Consider the following 19,508-nt stretch of genomic DNA (forward strand, 5'->3'; position numbering starts at 1 on the left):
TTATCTACTGCTGTGGTAAACATAGGGTACCTCCTTAACTTAAAAATACCCCTTAAATGGAGGCGCGACAACTAATATCAATACTTACTCTGAACAGAGCCTTCCCTTTTAACTTTTCCTTGTCGCCCGGGCCAACCTGATTACTGCTTCTTAACACTGCAGTTATATCTAAATCAGAATATTCGCATTCATAGCTTTCGTATTCCAAATAAAGCTTCTTCAGATTTGCATTTAGTGAAACAACCTCTCCCCGAGGCAAGTCAAACTTTCCAAATAGCCGTTGCAAAAGTTTGGCTTCTGTCGGGCCTTCGGATATGACAAGGACCTGCTTAGCGCTCAAATTCATGACTTAAGAAGAGTTTTTCAAGATTGTTGCCTTCACGTATTTCACGTTCTGTAAGATCTGAAAATGGCTTTATCTTTTCATTGCGTAACAAGAAACAACAATCTGCCCGTGTATTTGCATGCGTCAATAAGTTTGTATTGTGCGTTGTGAGAATGCATTGAATATCCAAGCTTTTTGCTAAATTAAAAATTTTTTCTGCAACTTCATAATGGTAAAAAGCATCAAATTCATCCATGTAAATAAAACTAGGCTTATTAATGCTGAGAGACTCCTGCCAATAGAACAAAACGGTAAGCGCCAAAGTACCACTTGATGCAACAGCAAAAAACGGCAAGGCTTGCTCGTGAGCAAAATACAAGCCTTCTCGGCCATCAGGGCTTTTTGCTACTTTTAAACGTTCGTTAACATCATGATCATTTAAAAACTTTTCGAATTTTTCTGTGAGACCATGGCTAATGATGAAAGAGTCCAAATGATCTGTCACAGATAACAAACCCATGAAACTATTTCCTGTGTCAACTCGTCTAAACCACAGCATCGAACCAACGAAATCCATTAATTTTCTAATCGTTGAATCTTCCGGTAATGGAGAATTGTTCGCTAGATATCTAAGGAAAGAAAGACTTGAATCCTTATACACAAAATTGAGTCTTTCAAAGCCAAAAGAAGAAAGGTTCTCAAATCTATGTATTTTCTCATTATCATCCCAAGAGAAAACCTCTCTGCCATCAATAAGAAGCGTCTCTCCTGTTAACTCCAGAAAAGAAGATTTGCTGTATGAATAAACGACTTCTTTACCATCTAATAAAAAGCTATAACTAAATTTAACGGGATCGTCCGGATGATCGGCATTAGCGTAATAGGTATATGCATCTGGTTTTTTTACTTTATCTACCAAGTGCTGGACTATGTCGAAAAGAGCGAACCCAAGATTCGATTTACCGGAACTGTTGCGGCCGTAGACTAATGCAGTCTTTATAAATTTTCCGCTGGGAGAGTCAGCAAGACAATCCATGGAGAAATCATAATTTCTCACTTTTGAAAAATCCCACTGCAACGAATTGAATTGTTTGAAATTAATTACTTCAAATCTCTTTAACATCGTAGTCCCCCTTTCCTTTCGGAATAAAAAGGATGATAGCACACTGCCGTAAAAAAATTACGGCAAACCTAAATTGAGGTATAAAAGGAAGAATAAAAAATGGACTGTCGGCTCTTTCTAAAAAGAAGAAATCAACAGTCCAAACTTTGTTTTATGGAGGGTAAAACAAATTTAGGATATCAATAAATATCTATGGCTATACATCCAAAAGTCGTTCAAGTTCTTCACGATTTTCTTTCTTAGCCAGCTCAGGGCGTTCGGAAAGAAGAACCATCAGTTTCAAGCGAGTCTTGGCAGAAGAAAACTCTCCACCGTGAATCGCACCGTTGTTACGGCTATCTGTAACGGAACCGGGATAGGCATAAACCTGATAAGGACGACCGCCCGGCGTTCTGGTCGTAATCACGACGACAACGCCTTTATCCGTTGCATCTTTAATTGCCGGTTCGACAATGGCCGGAAGATTGCCACGGCCGAATCCTTCTAACACGATGCCTTTGCAGCCCTGAGCAACAGCAAAGTCAATGTAATCACGACCGATGCCTGTCTGACCGGTAACAATATCAACGCGCGCGGTAAGTTCTTTGGGGGAATAAGTATGTCTATCCAAGGGAGCACGACGGAAAACGACTCTGTCGACATCGCAGTAACCGATCGGACCCCACCAAGGAGAAGCAAACGTATCCGGGTTCGCTGAATGCGTCTTGCGAACCTGGCCGGCTGCATGGATGATTTCATTCAGCAGAACCATTACGCCTTTGCCTTTAGCTTCTTCGCTGGCCGCTGTTTTAACAGCGCAGTAAATGTTTGCGGGACCGTCCGGGCTGGTATCGCCGGCGCCGCGCATTGCAGCGGTTAAGACAATAGGCTTTTCGCTCTTGTGAAGAATGTCGAGCATGTAGGCGGTTTCTTCAACTGTATCGGTACCGTGAGTCACTACAGCGCCGGCAACGCCCTCTTCTTTCAAGGCTTCCTCAATCATTTGAGAGAGCTGGAACATTTTTTGCGGAGTCATCGCGCAGCTGGCATGATTTGAAAACTCTCTGACTTCAACATCAGCAAGTTTATCCAAACCAGGAACAGCGGCGGCCAAGTCTGCGCCGCTGACAGCAGGAACCAGGCCGTTAACCTTCGGGTCAAACTTCATCGCGATGGTTCCGCCTGTAGTAAAGACAATGACTTTTTTCTTTTCCGACATTCGATTTCTCCTTTGAAATTTTTTAGTGTCTGATCATCCCATACTTTTCCTGAGCAGCAATGAGTTCCTCGTTTGCCTGCCCAAGATTTTCATTCAAGTATCCGACCGCAGCGCAGATGATTCGGTCGTAATTTTTAACGTCTTCCGACTCTAAGGTCGGAAGAACTTGTTTTTGGAGTTGCTCTCGGCTAATAAAGAGGCTCATTACAGCAGAAGTTCCCGGTATACAGCCGACGCCTCCCATAACTTTATGCACATCATTGCTCATAAAGGTAATGCCACCTAATTCCTGACTGCAAAATTCATTCAGTTTGGCAGCAATTCGGACTTTTTCCTGAGCAGTAGAAGCTTTGCTCAGCCTTTCTCCGAATTCAATAATCTTTCTGCCTTGCTGACGCGTCAGATCTTCCATTGCGGTATCACTTCTGCCAAGCAGTTCCGGACGATACTCCACCGGAAGGCCCAGAGATTGTGCGGCCTTTAATAAGGCTTTTGCGGCAACAGTGTTGTCATCTCCGGGGAACGCTCTGATTAAGAATGTGGGTTCCTTGATAACGGATGAAAGCGGTTCTGCACAGACCTTGCCTTCAATGACAAAGGAAGGGATTCGATCCAAATGCAGTTTTTCAGATAAGTCTTTCTTTCCGTATAAGTTAACGTTTCCTTCAATATCCTCATTAGGACCAATGCCGCCTACGGTCGCATTTGAAAGCGCCATGACCGATACCGGAACACCGTGAATATCCAAAACCGTTCCAAGAATCTTTCCGCAATTTCCTTCCAGGTCCTCTTCTTTGATGATAAATTGATCCGAGAAGGCTTTCACAAAGCTGTCCAACGCTGCATTAGCAATCGCAGTTTGCAAGGCAACAGGTACTTCCATAGCGCCCTGACCTAAGATTCTTCCGAAGCAATCCACCGCAATCGCTTGCGAACAAACGGCCTGCTTTCCGACACAATGAGACGCCAGACGGGCCTCTGAAGCTGTAATGCCGCGTCTTGCCGTGCCTATGCCTTCTCCGCCTGAAACTGTCTTAACTTGAAAATATGCATCCTCAAGACCCGTATGGACATTGCACTCCGCAATTTCAAGACTTAAGCCAGTTGCTTCTCGCAGAAGACCAAGCACTGCGCTCAGACCCCCAGAATCGTCTTGGATAAAACCCAAGTGGCTATTGGCGTGTCCGCATCCGGCATGACCAACAACGCCGATGACTCCGAATGGTGCGGCAGATAAGGATATATTTGTTTTCATGAGTTAACCGATGAGTTCGGGTTCGGCTAACACCGAACCCGAAGATTCACAGACTAATTAGAAGATCATCAAAAGGATGGTGATGATCAAGGCAACCAAGCAGCCGAACAGAATGGACGGACGCTGGAACAAGTTAGCCTGTTTGAGGTTAGATCCCGGAACCACCGGAATAACGGTAGCCAGAGCAGCAACCGGGCCGCCGGTAAGGAAGTACTGAATCAGAGAAGCGCCGGAAGCGGCAGCGAAAGCTGCTGCAAACGGGTCAGCTCCGGTACCGAGCACAACCTGAAGGAACGGAACCAAAACAGCAACAGAGGCTGCATAAGACTGAGTCATGAAACCGGTTACGAAAGCCACGCAGAACATGACAATAACCGGAGAGAAGGAAAGCATCGGAGAAGCAAATGTCGAAATCGTGTCAACGAGACCAATCTGTTTAATAACGGTGCTCATAAACAGGAAACCGATCGTTGCAACCAACGGTGTCGCGATTAAGCCGACACCCTGCATCATCGTCTGTTCTGCACTCTTCATATCCTTGTGAGCAAGGATCATAACGACGAGAGCGGATACCAGACCGACCAGGAAAATCGGCAGACCGCAGATGAAACCGACTAGGAGAACTAAGAACGGGAAAAAAGCTTTTCCGGATGTCGTCTTATATTCTTTGTTTTTGATTTCGTCCATAACGGCGATTCTGTCTTCTTCACTGACCGTAACGCCTCTCTTATGCATGTCATAGATCACCCGAACATAAGACATGAAGAAAATAGAGAGAGCAGCGATTAGGCCGAGAACGTTGAAGAGGCCGTAGCCAATACCGGCAGTTGCAAGGATTGCAACCTGGGTCGGATGAGTAAAGCCGGCTAAGTTGCCAATGTGGCCGGCATGAGCCTGGATACCGGCGACTTTATTCGGGTCAACACCGAGCTTAACAGCAGCCGGACCGGTAATCACGGCGGTAATCACAGGCTGAGTGAAGCCTGTCAGTGCGCCGATAACGCCTGCAGCGATACCGCCGGCCGTGCAAACGCCGGGGCCCCCGCCGAGTTTATTGCCCCAAAGAACGATATCTCTAACGATAACGTCCAAAAAACCCGTTGCCTGCATGATACCGATGAACAGCAAGATACCGGTCATATCGGCAATCACAGGATTCAAACCTGAATTAATCATCTTTGCAATTGTCATCGGAGCGCTTCCGGCAAGCGGGAAGCCCGCAACAATCGCGGAAATAGCCGCACCTGTGATGGCTGTGATGTAAATCGGCGTCATGCCTGTAATCATGATCACCAACGTCAGGACCATCAAGCACTGGGCTATGATCATCTGAGTTGTCATTATCTATCTCCTCTTGATTTGAGACGCAGACTCTCTCGGAGTCGCGCGTAGAAAAAACTCTACGAGATAATGTTCGCAACATTCTGTAACGGAGCGATTGCAATTGTCAGCAAATATATTGCAGAAAAATTACAAATGATCCGTGTTTGTACTAAGAGCTTTTTATCAGGTATGCCCGTAAAACACTGTCATTTATGACGGCGATATAAGGGCCCGGTCCAAAGGACTGGATAGGCTAAACCAGCCCAATCTTTTCAGATCTAGGGGCGGGCTGTCCCGAAGGCAAGTCTGTGGAGAGATGTGAGACCTGAAGGAGTATACGGTTGTGTCCAAGCACGTATCTCCTTTGGGAGAACGTGCAAAAACCAAGCTGTACTCCTTTGGAAAATCCCGCTGAAGCAGAAACCCCCGAGGCAACTTCGACATTAAGCTACAGCTGTCGGAGAAGCGGCAGGAATCCTCTTAATTTATGACGAGGAGGAAGTCAATCAGGTTCTGTAATTAGGTATCCCACGGAGGAATAAGCCGCAATCACGCCGCCGTCCAACCCACATTGTTCAAGCTTTCTTCGAATCCTTGCAAAAGTGACACGAAGATACTGGACCTCTCCGATGCTCTCGTCCCCCCACACAGCTCGAAGCAGCCGTTCATGGGTCATGACTTCTCCGGGATGTTTCACAAGCTCTAAGAGCAGCCTGAACTCTCTGTCCGTCAGTTTGACGGGCGCGTCTTTGACATAACATTGACGCGGGCCGGGCAACAGTCTCAGCGCACCGCAAATAAGCTCCTGACTTTGAGGGGCGTGGACAAGTGATCTGGTTTTTCCTCGTCTTAACACGGCTCGAATTCTTTCCATCAGTTCTTCAATGTAGAAAGGCTTCGAGACGAAGTCGTCTGCTCCTTCTCGGAAGCCCTCAATGACCGTGGGACGTTCGTCTTTCGCCGACAAAATGATAACTGGCACATCAGATGATTTGCGCAGTCTCTTGAGCATGGACATGCCGTCAATTTCAGGCATCATTAAGTCAAGCAAAATCAAATCGGGTTTCTCAACCGACTTGTTGTAAACCTCCAGTGCCTGAGCTCCGTCGGAGGCGGTCTGAACGTCAAATCCTTCGAGTTCTAGATTTTGAGCCAAAAGACGGCGGATCTTGCTTTCGTCATCAACGATCAAGATTAAAGGACGATGCATACTTCCCTCCTACAGCGACAAGGAGATTTTAAAGACTGTTCCGCCTTTGGGATTTTGTTCGGCCCAGATTTTTCCGCCATGGGCAGCCATGATACCGCGGCAAATCGAAAGGCCTAATCCGGTTCCCCCGACTTTCCGTCCCGAACCCATATCGACTTGATAAAAAGAATCAAAAATTTTAGAGAGATGTTTTTCGGACACGCCTATACCGTTATCAGAAAAGCTGATAACCACAGAGTCATCAATTTTTTCCGACCTTACATTACACGTAGGCTTTTCCTTGTCGTTGTAGCGGGCAGCATTTTCCAAAATATTCACAAAGACTTGGGTCATACGGTCCTTGTCAGCCAAAACACACTCAGCTTCCGGCTCAACTTTCAGCGAAACCTCCAAGTGAGGAAAATGAAGATGAACGCTCTTCATTGCTTTATTCAAAATTGCTGTAACAGTCTGCACTTTCGGCTTAATCACCAATGATCCTGCCTCAAGTCTGGAAACATCCAGCCAGTCGCAAATCAAGTTTTGCAGACGCTCGCTTTCCTCCAGCATCTCTGTCAGAAGCTGCTGAGAGTCCGAAAGTTTTCCGGATCTAATTTGGCGCTGCAGCGTTTCACTTTGAAGTCTTAGCGTAGTGACCGGAGTCTTTAGTTCATGCGCGACAACAGAGATCAAATTGCGCTTCATTCTTTCCATGGAAACTTCTTCCGAAATATCTCGAAGGAGCAAACCCATTCTCGGGCCAACATAGCCATGAAATTCCGGCACTAAAAAACCGGAAGCTTCAATGAAAAAATCAGAATCTACTTTACTAACATATCGAGTGGGGGCCGCAAAGAAATCCTGTGGATTATTCGGACTGTCTGCCAAATAAACCTTTCTAAAGTGTTCCTCTATATAGTTCTCGACTTTGGCGATACCGTCTCCGGGCGCAATAGAAAGAATCTCTCTTGCTGTCTTGTTGGAATACAGCAAACTGCCGGTTTTTCCGATCAGTACCACCCCTTCCGTCATAGACTCCAGTAGGGCATTGAAGCGGGATTGAGAAGCTTTCACAGAAGAAAACATCTCTTTGTTCTCTAACACAATGGCAATCGAATTTGCCAAACGCTGAAGCGAGGTATTGACTCGATTTTCTTGAGTGTAGTCAGGCCGCTCGAAGCTTAAATAGCCTAAAACTCCCGTGCTGAGTTTAACCGGCAAACTGGCTAGATCCTGACGACCCCTTTCCGGTTCATCGACGAAATCCAATTGGTTAAGTCCGAGGATTAGACGGAAGCTCTCGACGGTCCGCTTTATCACAACATGCGGCTCATCCTGAAGCGGCGCCAAGAGAAACTGGAGGGCCCTGAGCTCTTGATTTCTCTGATTGAGTGTTCGGGTCCGCAGGTTGACCTGATGTGTCAAATCTAAGTTCGATTCTTCTAATTTCTTCTGTGTCGATTGAACCTGCCGAACCAGCTTTTCAAACTGGACCGAAAGCAACTTCAATTCGATCGGCGCATTTGCAAGAAAAGATCGGTCCGGTTTCTTAATGGAACCGTCCTTCTTGAAGGCGTTGATTTGGTCGATTAAGGTTTGGACATAATTTGTAAGACGAAATCCCAAGAAGGTTCCGACAATTAGAGCAAGCAGTGCACCGCAAACAAGAAAGACGCCTGAAGTCAGCAGTGAGGAAAGGAGCTGCTTGTCTCGAAATGTCACGCGCTGAGAAAACACCGCACGCCAATCGGTATCCGGAATCTCGGCAATTGAAAGAACCGCTGAGTCATTACGTTTTTGATTTGTCCGCCACAAAGGTGTAGGCGCCCCAAGCATTTGCTCAGAAATTTTCACAAATTCCGACGATAAGTTTTGCGGTCTTACATTGCCGCTGTCGTTCAAAGAAGTAAAGAAAATTTCCTTTTGTTTTGAATCAAATATTTGTAAAGAATAAGGTTCAGCGCCAACGGATCGTTCGAAGATGGCAGCGATATCTTCCTTCGGCTCACAGCCAATCAAAAGATACGAACGGTCGTAAGAATCAGCTTCCGGGATACGCGAACCAAAACAAATTTCATTTTGAAACGATCGAACGTTAACTTCGCTGCCGGCAAAGGCGGACATTAATTCAGCCGTTGAGACAGAGCTTTCACCATGATGAAAGTCCACGCTCCCAGTGTCTGAGATAAGCTTAAGCGAAGTGAGGTACGGCATTTTCTCAGCTAGCTTATTGAGGCGTGAAACCGGAATAACTTTAGAACCAATGGACTCTGAAATCATGTCAGATGCCGTGTTCAAAAAAGTTTCAATACTCACAAACCGTGCACTAATGCTTCTTGCAAATTGCTGCGTCCTCATTATCTGCTGGTCATCGATGACCGCCGCAGTGTGAGTTAATTGAGAGAAATGCATGAAGGCAAGCATAAATAGCGGCATCAAGGCCGTCCAGGCCAAAGCACGCGTCAGATAACCTCGAAAGTCTTTAGGAACGACCTGCTCTTCGACCTCAACTTTTACCACCGGCGGAAGAGGAACGACAAAATTTGAAGTGTTTGAAGCCATGTTCTCTCTGGGGCAGAATCGAAAGATTCTGCGGTTGTTTGTTTTGACTTATTTGTTTGCTGCTATTTTAGTTGTTGAGCAAAAATTTACCGGAACTCAAAATACGGAACTCACTTAAGAAAGCCAACTAAGACCGTTGTTGTCACGCAATGTTGCTGAAGTCCATTTTTTCTTCCGACAGTTACACCATGTCCGTACAATTCGGAAAAAATTCGGGTAATCTAACTAGGACTTAGGAGGCGCTTATGCTCAGACGATCAATTCTTATCTCAGGTATTTCCGGGCTCGCCGCTTTTTCCGGGTTGGCTTTGGCCCAATCTATGTCCTCCACTTCCGCCGAAAAAGCTCTGCCCTACAGCAAAAGGCCTGAAGTTAAAAAATTCATTCAAGACGTCTGCAGTCGCCGCGGACTCAACCAGGATTGGGTCGCTGTCGTTCTTGATCAGGCCACTTATCAGCCCAAAATTGAGCGTCTGATGACACCGAAGCGTAACAAGCCCGGTACAAAAGACACCCGCAAAGATTGGGAAAAGTACAGAAATATCTTTCTCGGAGCTCACCGCTTGAATTTAGGTGTTCAGTTCTGGAAAGACAATGAGACTTCCTTGGAGCGTGCCCGTGAGATTTATCATGTTGACCCTGCCGTTATTATCGGCATCATCGGCGTGGAAACACGTTATGGAGAAAATACGGGCAATTGGAAGGTTCTCGATTCTTTGGTCACCTTGAGTTTTGACTACAAACGCAGAGCCGACTTCTTTAAGAAAGAGCTGGAAGAATTTTTAGTCATCCTTTACAAAAATGACCTTAAGCCTTTTGATGTACAAGGTTCTTATGCTGGTGCCGTCGGTTTGCCGCAGTTCATGCCAAGCTCTATCAAACGATTCGGCGTGGATTTTGACGGTGACGGAAAAATCGACATCAATCATTCCACCGCTGACACGATCGGCTCTATTGCCAACTATCTGAGCAAACACGGATGGGTAGAAGGGCTGCCCATGTTAATTGAGGCGGATATTTCACCGGCTCAAGCGGCTAAGTTCGGGGGCGGCACCAATCCCCGCTTTACTTGGAATCAATTGATAAGCAACGGTGTGAAGCCGCTGGACAATGACGAACATTTTGCAGGAAATATGCCGGTCTTCATTGTTGACTATCCGTTTTATCTTCCGGGATCCTTGGACTTTGAAAAACTTTATAGAGTCGGTACAAAAAATTTCACAGCAGTTCTTCGCTACAACAGCAGCTATTTCTACGCCGGTGCTGTGGCTGAGCTAGGCTCTGCAATTGCAGAGATGATGGGCAAGAAAGGTTTGATCGATGGTGAGAAGCTTCTTCCGCCGCATCTTAAGCCGCAGTCGAGCGGAATCGCTAAGAACCTTAAAGGAATCAAGGAAACCGTAACACCGATTTCTTCAGGTAATAATCTTTAGTTTCTTTCCTTACCTCTCCGAACTAGAATATTCCGTACAGGAGTCTTAGAGAACTCTCGGAATGTTAGAAGACAAGGAGAAAAAGATGGCAATTGGAAGTGCAGTACAGCGCGGCAATAGCGTTAACGTTTATAACGAGCGCGGCGTTATGCTCTTCAGCAAAGTTGGCGAACTTATCGGATACACCGGAACTACCGTAACCATCCGCAGAGGAAATCAAGCAATTACTTATAGCGATAAAGGAATACAAAAATTCTGCAAAGTGTGTTCCTGACATCTCTAGAAGAGGCTAGTTAGAAAACTCGAAACTAGCCTTTCCTGCTTCAAAGACTTGTCTTAGCGACCAAAAACCTTTCCGGAAAATTTTCCCGCGCCGTTTACGCCGCCTTCAAAGGATTGTCCGATTTCAATCGGTCCGCTCCCTTTCGGAGTCCCCGTATAAATTAGATCCCCCGCTGTCAGTCGCCAATACTTAGAAACCTCGGAAACAAGTTCAGGGATGCTGTGCATCATTTGACTTGTGTTGCCTCGTTGTCGTTCCTGATTATCGACATAGAGCCAGAGCGTTGCCGCATCCATATCCGGCATTCGGTGCTTTTCTCTGATCTCGGTAATTAATGCTGAGTTGTCAAAGCACTTTGCCTTTTCCCAAGGTTGGCGGTTCTCTCTAGCGATTGTTTGAAAATTGCGGCGCGTGAACTCGACGCCTGCAGCGTAACCGAAAATATATTCTTCTGCTTTTTCAGGCGTAATGAAACCAGTTTCAGGTGCTGTTTTGCCGATCGCAACGACGAGTTCCACCTCAAGACAAAAAGAATTCGTTTCTCGAGGATAAGGAATCTCTACGCTTTTTCCTTCCTTGCAAACAACAAGGCCGTCAGAAGGCTTTGTGAAAAACACCGGTTCAGCCCTTTCAACGCGCCCCATTTCTGCTAGATGATCCGCGTAGTTGCCGGCAATAGCGTAAACACGATGTACAGGAAAATATCGGTCCTTCTCGCCCCAAACGGGAACCGCCGGAACACAAGCTTGAGCAAATACAAACGGCATTCAACTTCCTTAGAAAAAATTTACGGTTACGCTGAAGATGAACTTCAATGCACATCCTAACTACCTTAGGAGAGCGGCTACATAGAGGGGAAAATCGTACCTCTTTCGCATCTTTGCGCCCAAAACAGATTTCGTTCGTTTCAGAGTGTCCTCAACAGCAAACTTAGTTTGGTTCCTTTCAATGCTGACGTCAAGCCGAGGAAAAGAAATTAGGTCAACTAAAAGAGGGTTCCGGCCATTTCACAGAGTTAAGAATTTTTCAAGAGATGTAAGTTACGTCCCGTACGGCAGAAGCACGTTTGTAACTCTCCAAAAGAAAAAACCTTCTCTAGACAGGGTTATAAGAACCTTATCGTCGGGCCTGTTCTTCCCGCTCAAAGTAACATAAAAGCGATTGACACTGTCTCCATACTTCTTTTCAACGTCCACTCCTAACATACCCTTATCAGCGACTTTTGCTTGAAGATGAACGTTTTTAAAACCGTCATTGGGATTCAAAGAAGAATTCCGAGTTAATTTATTTTTTCCGCTGATTAAGGCTGCGATTCCTTCTTCCGTAACCAGATCTCGAACTAAGCGGTCAACAAGCTGAAAAGAATAGAGATCGATTTGGTTCTTTGTCGTTACCGGCTGAGATTGAAACTCCCGAAGTTTTAGATCAATCTGATTATTAATCTGCCGTTGTATATTTAAGCGAACCTTCGGAAAATCGATAAATTTACTCATCCTTGCGGTATCTCCGGACTCGATAGCGTTTTTGATTTGATCCGCAGCGTAATACGGACTCCAATACCAATATCCGATAAAACTAGCTGCGGTAAATATAAGCAAACTAATTGCAACGAATCGAATCGATGAACCTTCTGAACGTAACTGCATTGACAACACCTGAGACAAGCTTTACAGACCAAATAAAAATACTATATTAGGTATAAACCCTACTCTCCTAATCACCTCAAAATAGGATTGCTAAAAAGTATTTTTCACAAGATTGACTTGTATTTTCACCGCACTCAAAAAATATTAATCCGAAAAGATGAAAAATTTTTTCTTATATTTTTAATAAGTTAATCGCATTCTCCGAAGCTTATCCCCGGTCTTTAGGTGAAACTACGTAGGAAATTCTATCTATTTTCATCTAAAACATTTACAATTCAACACAGATTAACAACCTCATATGAAAAGGAGATAACTCAATGATTTTTAAAACATTGCTGACTTCTGCCGCCGTTTCTTTGGCCGTTGCTTCCTACGCTCAGGCCGCTGTTCAGGACGGTACGTTTGAAGGCACAGCCAACGGCAAAAACGGTCCCGTAACCGTTGCCGTAACCATCAAAGCAGGAAAGATCACAAATGTTAAAGTCGTAAAATCCGGCGAATCCGCAATGATCGGAGATGCTGCAATTGCTCGCATTCCGTCCGAAATCGTTGCCCGCCAGTCCCTGCGGGTAAATAACGTCGCCGGTGCCACTTTGTCTTCCATGGCAATTCAAGCTGCTGCGACAAACGCGGTTAAGGCCGCGGGCGGTACTCCGAACGAATTCTACAAGGCGCCGATTAAGAAGTCGGCTTCCAACATTGATATTAGCTACAAGACAGCCGTTGTCGTTGTCGGTTCCGGCGCCAGCGGAATGGCTGCAGCGGTTCGGTCTCAGTTGAACGGAAATCCCACCATTCTGATTGAAAAAATGCCGTACCTCGGCGGCGACACGATTCTGAATGCCGGAACCTTAATTGCGACTGGTTCCCGCTATCAACGCGATGTCATGAAAGAAACCAAGGACTCTCCGGAACTCGCATATAAAGACATCATGCATGTCGGCAAGAATCGAAATGACCCGGTTTTAGTCAAAATGGTCACTGAAAAAGCAGGTTCAGTCGTCGACTGGCTGATTGACGACCTCAAGATTCCTTACGGTCCTGCGGCAACCCAATACCCTGACCACTCCGCCTCACGCCAGCTTGGTGTAACAGGTCGCTCTCCTAATTTCATCAGAACAATGGCCCGTATCTTTACGGACCACGGCGGCAAAATTTTGATGGAAACTCGCGCCACCTCTTTAATTTACAAGGGAGGCCGCGTTGACGGAGTTCAGGCTGTCAACGCCGATGGGGACAAGATCACGATCAACGCTAAAGAAACCATTCTAGCCTCCGGCGGTTTTGGCGCCAAGACAGAAATGCTCCCGAAGACTTTGAAAGGCTACCTTTTCTACGGTTTAGACAGTGATGCCGGTCAAGGTTACGAAATGGCCAGAAAACTCGGCGCGCAAAATATAAATATGGATCTTGTAAAAGTCTATCCGCAGGGTGTTGAGACCGTTCCGAACCACGGCCTTGCAGCGACTGCCAGTTCCACGGCTACGGTCAATGATACCGGTGCAATCTATGTCAACAGTCAGGGTAAACGTATCATCAATGAGCGCGCCTCTTTAGGAGAACTCACAGATATCACCGTAGCTCAGCCCGACAAGATTATGTACTTAGTCATGGATAAAACAGGCTATGACCGTTATCTGGCTAAGAGCATTGAAGACAAACTGGTTCCGGACGAAACTGTTCTTCGTAAATGGCTTGCCATTAAGAACAACGGGAAACCGGTGATGGTTGAATCGAATAATCTGGCTGAAGCGGCTAAAGTCATGGGTATCAATCCTGAAGGACTTGAAGCTACTGTCAAACAGTGGAACGAAATGGCAAGCGCCGGCAAAGACACTCAGTTCAATCGTAAAGATCCGAAAGAGCTCATTAAAGCTCCGTATTACATTGTTGAACAGAAGCCTCGTTTTGCCACAACACTGGGCGGCTTGAAAGCCAATGCAAATATGCAGATTTTAGGGAAAGGCGGTAAGCCCATCCCCGGTCTCTTCGGAGCCGGCTGCGTAGTTGGCGGTGCTAACGGCGCCGACTCTATGACCGCTATGATGAACTCCTGGGCCATCATCTCCGGTGTGGATGCCGCAGACGGTGCAACTGCCGCCATCAAAAAATCCCGCAAGTAATCTCCTCTAATACTTAGCAACTGCTAAAACGGGCCCAAAATTGGGCCCGTTTCTTGTGATTTTGAGGTGAGTTAGAGAATTAGATTCCGTTAAGTTTCAACACACATCCTTTGAAAATTCCAAATGCGGTTTCAAGTCCTTTTTCGTCAAAATCAAATTCTCTCTGGTGGTGAGCTGCTGTTCTGTCGGCTCCTACAACGAAGAACTCACTCTTTCCTCCGGCAGCTTTTACACGTGTTGCAAGCATCGTAAAGTCCTCGGAACAACCTAACTTTTTATGCTGGACAACTCGTTCGCAGCTCGGCAGACTTCCTGCAACTTCCGTCACTAAAGAAGCAAGCTCAGGATCGTTATTGAGTTCACCGGCCTCTCCGACTTTTTCAACTTCATAGTCCACGTCATAAGCCAAAGCGGTGCCTTTAACAATGCGATTGGCCTGATCGACCATGAAATCGTTGATTTCCGCTGTTTCTCCGCGTACTTCTAATTGAACCTGAGCATGTACCGGAATAACGTTTCTTCCTTCACCGGCCTGCATCATTCCTACGTTAATGCATCCTAGACCTTTTCCATGGCGTGCCATTCCAAGAAGCTCGGATACACAAGTACAGGCACAAGCCAAAGCATTCCTACCAAGATGCGGACTCATTGTCGGATGAGCGGGCCGACCTTTATAGCGAACATCTAACTTAGTTGTGCACAATACGCCCTCGGGGTACACACAAACCTCTCCGGTGGGACACATCATTGCTAAATGCGCACCTAACAAATAATTGACGTCATCTAAGAGGCCGGAAGCCGCTTGAGCCGCTCCTCCTCTCACACCTTCTTCGGCCGGCTGGAAAATCAATTTAATTCTTCCGCACAACTGATCTTTGTGATCGACAATCCACTGCGCCATGGTCAATCCGACTGCCGTGTGTCCATCATGGCCGCACGAATGCATAACTCCTGCATGACGGGATCTGAAATTCTCTTTATTGGGAAGATGATCCTTTAAGTCCGTTTCTTCGACACCGACACAGTCGATATCAAAACGCAAAGCTGTGACGGGGCCCGGTCTGCCTGTGTCTAATTCCGCAATGGTGCCCGTATATCCGTGCATTCTTTCAATGAGCGTCGGGTCGACACCTTCTTCCAGTGCCCTCTTTTTGCTTTTTTCCACAAAATCTTCCGGCCTGCCCATGACAGCATCGAGACCGATCTGCTCAACGCCGACAAACGTCTTCCAGCCAAGCGGTTCGATTGTCTCCAAAATTTTTGCTGTAGTACAAAATTCACCCCAACCGAGTTCGGGTATCTGGTGCAGTTCTCGTCTCAGTTTGACTGCGTTTTTGATGTAATCCATGTTGTTCTCCTTAAACCATCGCTAATGCGACAAAGATGACGGCAATGATCATCGGAATTGCCAGACGTTTTGTAAGTTCAATCGGATTGCTGACCCGGGCCAGACCGCAAATCACGATAGCGACACCGGATATCGGACTCATAGTTCTTCCAAGAGCTCCGGCCAAAGCGGCCATTGTTCCTAAAGTCGGAACGGTCATGCCGAAACTCGGTGCATGGGGTGTAACGGCTTCATTGAATGCAAATGCTGCTGCGTCTCCGGAACCGGTAATAACACCCATCACAAAAGGCCCAAGTGAGCCGCCCCAACGAGCGATCTCATTCGAGCCTCGAAGAACTTCAATGAAGACTGCGATAAGGCCCGACGCTTTCAAACCGGCAGCAAAGACACCGGCAGCAATAATGATGCCGAGAACTTCACCATAGCCGTTGCCCATGCCCGCAAAAAAGCGTTTAGAGAAAGACTGAGGATCAGCCAAAGTAACCGCCAACGTGTAAATAGCTCCCACAAGCATGGCTTGAGCTACACCCATTTTTATGGCGGGAAGCCATAAATTCCCTGTAACCAAAATCAGAACTGGAACCAGCGGAGCTAAGGCCTTCAAAACATTCACACGCTGAACCTCACTTTCCTCATTTAATTCAGTTTCGGAAACCGAGCCCGGCTTATAGTCGCCCAGTAAGATGCACATAATCGTCACACCTATCATCGAGATGGCGCCGCATACCAACGTGTAATTCATGTGTACGCCGATTGTTTGGATAACATCCAGATTCGCCATCTTTGCTACATAGGCATTGTGAGAAAGACCGGGAGAAAGCATGGATCCGAACGTCCCTCCGAGGATAGCGGCGGCAGTTCCGGGACGGCTGACGCCGGCTCGGCGTAATAAGGGAATCATTGTCGGACCCACGGCCGCCGCGCACCCGGCCGCTGAAGGAATCGCGATGCAGATGAAATAGGTAATTGCCGTAGCAGCAGGTATCAGCAGCAAACCAAGCTTACTTAACGGAGCCGACAGAAGCTTCACTAAATGAACATCGCATTTGGTCATTTGAACGACAAAAGCAAAGCCCATCGCAGAGCAAATTGCCATGATCAACCCGCTGTTTGTCATAGATTTTGCAAATGCATTCAGACCTTGCATCGGATCTAAAGACAAACAAGTCATAAGAAAGCCGGAGGCTAACAGAACCAAGCGTGTCTCATAGCGTTTGATAAGAGCTGCCACTGTCAAAATGACGATAACAATGGCTGCCCAGACAGTCCAAGTCATAATCTTCTCCTATGGGTTATCGTTATGTCACCATTGTGAAGATTGGATTGCGTTACGGTAAGATATCAAAGAGTGACAACGTTTTGATCTAAACGGAACATCATGCGTAACCTTGACACAATTGAAACCCTTGAAACCTTCGTTGTTCTCGCAAGACTTAACAGTGTCGGAAAAACCGCTGAGCAGCTTCATATTTCAAAAGCTTCCGTCTCACGCCGCATTTCTTCACTTGAAACATCCATTGGAAAGCTCTTTATCCGAAACCAAAACGGCAGCGAGTTGACACCTTTAGGCTGCCTTTTCTTAGAAAAGATTCAACCCCTCCTAGAGCGATTTCACAAACTTTCAGCCCCTGTCTCTCGACCCGAAGGGAGCATCAGCGGATCAATCCGAATTTCAGCGCCCAACGCTATCGGCAATGGTTTGCTCATTCCATGGATCACTGCATTCCAAAGAAGAAATCCCGAACTTTTTGTTAACCTAACGCTGACTCTTGGTCCAATGCACATCATTCCTCCGGAGTGTGATATCAGAATCAATCACGGGCTTTATCCATGTTCCAATGCCGTCATCAGAAAACTCGGTGAAATGCGCCGCATGATGGTTGCATCGGCAGGCTATTTGGCAAAACATGGAGTACCGAAAACTCCGGAGGATTTAGAATTTCATGAACTTTTAGGCGGCAATGATTTAGTCAACGGAGCGCCCTTAGTTCTCCTGAAAGACAATGAGCGCGTCATCGTTCCGATCCACTCCAAACTTAGACTAAAAGATCATACAGCGGCAAGGACAGCCGCATTATTTGACGCCGGAATAAGTGTTCATGCATTCAGGTATGACACCATGGAATTAGTCCGACGCAAATTACTCATACACGTTCTGCCCGACTGGGAGCCTGAGCCGTCTCCTGTTAGCTTGCTTCTTCCCATCGGCCGAAAACCATCCTCAGCTGTGGAAGCCTTGTGTGACTTCATTGCTGAAAAATGGCGTTCAAACCCTGAACTCGTCTTCGATCATGGTCTCTAATAATTCTGAACATAGGGCAACACTGCGTCAATGGCAGCTCTTTATACTTACCGTTGAAAAAGGAAGCATTCTTGCGGCTTCTGCCGCTGCCAACACCGACGCTGCCGTTGTCAGCCGAGAAATTACAAAACTTGAACATCTGCTACAGGAACCATTACTGGAAAGATCCCGCTCCGGTGTTCGTCCGACATGGCTAGGCGCTCAAAAATACAAAGAAGCCATAAAAATTCTTCATGACATCAATACTGTTTTCTCTGAAACTGAAAATACTTCAATCAGATCTTCGACTATCCGTCTTGCCGTTCCCGGGGCATTGACAGGGCTTATCGCTAAGCCTCTCGCAGAGTTTGAAAAACTCCAATCTTCTAATCACACACGCATCGAAATCAACAGTTACCAAAACATCAACGATATTCAGCCTGAAAATTTTGATCTCATAGTTTGCCTCCAAACATTGCCAAATGTCAGGATGATTGCATACGATATCGCAAGCATTTCATATGGAATTTTTGCCTCTCCTGACTTCATTGCGCAAAACAAAAGGATCTCTGATCCGGCTCAGTTAGAAAAACTTCCGCTAATCCACTCAAAAAGCGAAAAAGTCCTCTTGCAGGGTCCTTTCCAAAGCATAACCATTACCGTAGAGCCTCAAATAAGAATTAATTCTAATGAAGCTATGATCAGTGCCGCGGTTGAAGGTTTGGGTATTGCCCTCCGCATACCGCTTTGGGCCGCAGAGCCCTTAGCAAAAAACGGTAAGTTGCGTCACTTACTTCCAAATTGGCATATTCCGAACGCACCCGTTTGGCTTCTAAAACATCCCGGCCGAAAAATTTCCGCTCTGGAGAAACTTATACAGTTTTTAAGGAAGACTGGAACTTTCCATCCGACGCTAACAAAAACGGACTAACCGAAGAAATAGGCCCCTCCCTTTCAGTATTTCCTCAAGTCTCAAAAAAAATCTGAATCAAATTCAATCATCCCAACCTGAACTTGATTTAACTTTCATGATTGAACAAGACTGAACACCTTGATAATTCGAAAGAGTTTTCATTTTCTTTCAAAAAAAAAAAGGGGGGGGTGTTCGACACAAAACGTCACAACTAACACATTTTATGACGGCATTGTTCGGACAATGAGTGTAGATTACCGCGTTGAAGACATCCGTTTGGGTCTTCACAGTCTTTCATTTGAAAGGGATGAAAGATTTTGGTGTTGCATGAGATGAGGTTGCAGCCGCCGTGTTTTCCTCCTATGTCACGGCAGAGCTCCTTCATTTAAAACTCATTTGCTTATCCGGCGCCTGCGCGGCGTCGGATTTTTTTCTTTTTTGCCTTAGTAAAAAACGGTGGGCTGTTAATCCTACCCACCGCTTTCTATACTTCTAAAGAAGAAATT

General features: G+C 46.2%; 16 protein-coding genes. 5 read left to right on the top strand and 11 right to left on the bottom strand.

Translation table 11 applies throughout. The features are described from left to right. Positions 1–52: 52 nt before the first annotated feature. The 7 genes from ACZND6_RS06905 to ACZND6_RS06935 form a co-directional block, all read right to left on the bottom strand. Entirely contained in the window at positions 53–346 is a 294-nt protein-coding gene (locus ACZND6_RS06905; protein ID WP_489524487.1) for a hypothetical protein, read from the bottom strand. After that, on the bottom strand, positions 330–1,448 hold the full coding sequence (locus ACZND6_RS06910; RefSeq protein ID WP_300875401.1) for an AAA family ATPase: 1,119 nt from the start codon (positions 1,446–1,448) through the stop codon (positions 330–332). Before ACZND6_RS06910 ends, ACZND6_RS06905 begins: the two co-directional genes overlap by 17 nt. 196 nt (positions 1,449–1,644) lie before the next feature. After that, positions 1,645–2,646, bottom strand: coding sequence for an asparaginase (locus tag ACZND6_RS06915; protein WP_300875398.1), 1,002 nt, complete (start codon positions 2,644–2,646; stop codon positions 1,645–1,647). 22 nt (positions 2,647–2,668) lie between these two features. Next, on the bottom strand, positions 2,669–3,901 hold the full coding sequence (locus ACZND6_RS06920; protein ID WP_300875395.1) for a hypothetical protein: 1,233 nt from the start codon (positions 3,899–3,901) through the stop codon (positions 2,669–2,671). Positions 3,902–3,958: 57 nt separating this feature from the next. Next, entirely contained in the window at positions 3,959–5,242 is a 1,284-nt protein-coding gene (locus ACZND6_RS06925; RefSeq protein WP_293737861.1) for a citrate transporter, read from the bottom strand. A 484-nt stretch (positions 5,243–5,726) separates the two neighbouring features. After that, the gene (locus ACZND6_RS06930; protein ID WP_293737860.1) at positions 5,727–6,434 is read right to left on the bottom strand and encodes a response regulator transcription factor; all 708 of its coding nucleotides are present in this window, start codon (positions 6,432–6,434) and stop codon (positions 5,727–5,729) included. 9 nt (positions 6,435–6,443) lie between these two features. Then, the gene (locus tag ACZND6_RS06935; protein ID WP_293737859.1) at positions 6,444–8,975 is read right to left on the bottom strand and encodes an ATP-binding protein; all 2,532 of its coding nucleotides are present in this window, start codon (positions 8,973–8,975) and stop codon (positions 6,444–6,446) included. A 245-nt stretch (positions 8,976–9,220) separates the two neighbouring features. Here ACZND6_RS06935 and mltB point away from each other — a divergent pair, with 245 nt between their 5' ends. Both mltB and ACZND6_RS06945 read left to right on the top strand, forming a co-directional pair. Further along, positions 9,221–10,408, top strand: coding sequence for a lytic murein transglycosylase B (gene mltB, locus ACZND6_RS06940; RefSeq protein ID WP_300875392.1), 1,188 nt, complete (start codon positions 9,221–9,223; stop codon positions 10,406–10,408). An 85-nt stretch (positions 10,409–10,493) separates the two neighbouring features. Then, the gene (locus tag ACZND6_RS06945; RefSeq protein WP_021867523.1) at positions 10,494–10,682 is read left to right on the top strand and encodes a hypothetical protein; all 189 of its coding nucleotides are present in this window, start codon (positions 10,494–10,496) and stop codon (positions 10,680–10,682) included. 62 nt (positions 10,683–10,744) lie between these two features. Here the strand turns inward: ACZND6_RS06945 and ACZND6_RS06950 are convergent, their stop codons facing one another. After that, the gene (locus ACZND6_RS06950) at positions 10,745–11,458 is read right to left on the bottom strand and encodes a fumarylacetoacetate hydrolase family protein (RefSeq protein ID WP_293738260.1); all 714 of its coding nucleotides are present in this window, start codon (positions 11,456–11,458) and stop codon (positions 10,745–10,747) included. Between the two features lie 273 nt (positions 11,459–11,731). After that, positions 11,732–12,337: a DUF2939 domain-containing protein gene (locus ACZND6_RS06955; protein WP_489524488.1), complete on the bottom strand. Its 606-nt coding sequence runs from the start codon at positions 12,335–12,337 to the stop codon at positions 11,732–11,734. 317 nt (positions 12,338–12,654) lie between these two features. Here ACZND6_RS06955 and ACZND6_RS06960 point away from each other — a divergent pair, with 317 nt between their 5' ends. After that, positions 12,655–14,460: an FAD-dependent oxidoreductase gene (locus tag ACZND6_RS06960; protein WP_300876700.1), complete on the top strand. Its 1,806-nt coding sequence runs from the start codon at positions 12,655–12,657 to the stop codon at positions 14,458–14,460. Between the two features lie 79 nt (positions 14,461–14,539). Here the strand turns inward: ACZND6_RS06960 and ACZND6_RS06965 are convergent, their stop codons facing one another. Both ACZND6_RS06965 and dcuC read right to left on the bottom strand, forming a co-directional pair. After that, complete coding sequence (locus ACZND6_RS06965) at positions 14,540–15,808, bottom strand: amidohydrolase (RefSeq protein WP_300876703.1); 1,269 nt, start codon at positions 15,806–15,808, stop codon at positions 14,540–14,542. A 10-nt stretch (positions 15,809–15,818) separates the two neighbouring features. After that, entirely contained in the window at positions 15,819–17,084 is a 1,266-nt protein-coding gene (gene dcuC / locus ACZND6_RS06970; protein WP_300876706.1) for a C4-dicarboxylate transporter DcuC, read from the bottom strand. A 102-nt stretch (positions 17,085–17,186) separates the two neighbouring features. Between dcuC and ACZND6_RS06975 the strand changes: the two genes are divergently transcribed. Continuing rightward, the gene (locus ACZND6_RS06975; protein WP_290065259.1) at positions 17,187–18,110 is read left to right on the top strand and encodes a LysR family transcriptional regulator; all 924 of its coding nucleotides are present in this window, start codon (positions 17,187–17,189) and stop codon (positions 18,108–18,110) included. Next, entirely contained in the window at positions 18,100–19,020 is a 921-nt protein-coding gene (locus tag ACZND6_RS06980; protein WP_118632198.1) for a LysR family transcriptional regulator, read from the top strand. The genes ACZND6_RS06975 and ACZND6_RS06980 overlap by 11 nt, the downstream gene beginning before the upstream one ends. Positions 19,021–19,508: the final 488 nt, after the last annotated feature.

It is taken from the genome of Parasutterella sp. (assembly GCF_057870745.1).